The sequence below is a fragment of the Pseudomonas sp. 43(2021) genome, assembly GCF_017490805.1.
Lineage (GTDB): Bacteria > Pseudomonadota > Gammaproteobacteria > Pseudomonadales > Pseudomonadaceae > Aquipseudomonas.
This window is the reverse complement of the sequence record NZ_JAFGYJ010000414.1, coordinates 1-472: the sequence shown is the minus strand read 5'-3', so window position 1 is coordinate 472 and position 472 is coordinate 1. Positions and strand designations below refer to the sequence as shown.

Here is a 472-nt window from a genome sequence, read left to right as displayed (position 1 = left end):
GTGGGTCGCGCCGCATAATCCGAGCGAGCAATACCGTGACTTCCTGCTGACGCCGCCGGCGTGGCTCGAAGGCGGGCAGATGCAGTTCCTGCTCGGCACCGATGAACTCGGCCGTGACCTGCTGTCGCGTCTGATCCAGGGTTCGCGCCTGTCGTTGCTGATCGGCTTGTCGTCGGTGGTGATGTCGTTGATTCCGGGGATCCTGCTGGGTCTGTTCGCCGGTTTCTTCCCGAAAGTGGTCGGCCCGACCATCATGCGTCTGATGGACATCATGCTGGCCCTGCCATCGCTGCTGCTGGCCGTGGCGATCGTCGCCATCCTCGGCCCTGGCCTGATCAACACCGTGATCGCGATTGCTGTGGTTTCCCTGCCGTCCTACGTGCGTCTGACCCGTGCCGCCGTCATGGGCGAACTGAACCGCGACTACGTCACCGCCGCGCGTCTGGCCGGTGCCGGTCTGCCGCGTCTGATG

General features: G+C 64.8%; 1 protein-coding gene. It reads left to right on the top strand.

What is annotated here, in order from left to right:
- A partial coding sequence (locus J5M71_RS27920) for an ABC transporter permease subunit (protein ID WP_207838814.1) occupies positions 1 to 472 on the top strand: 472 nt, incomplete at both ends.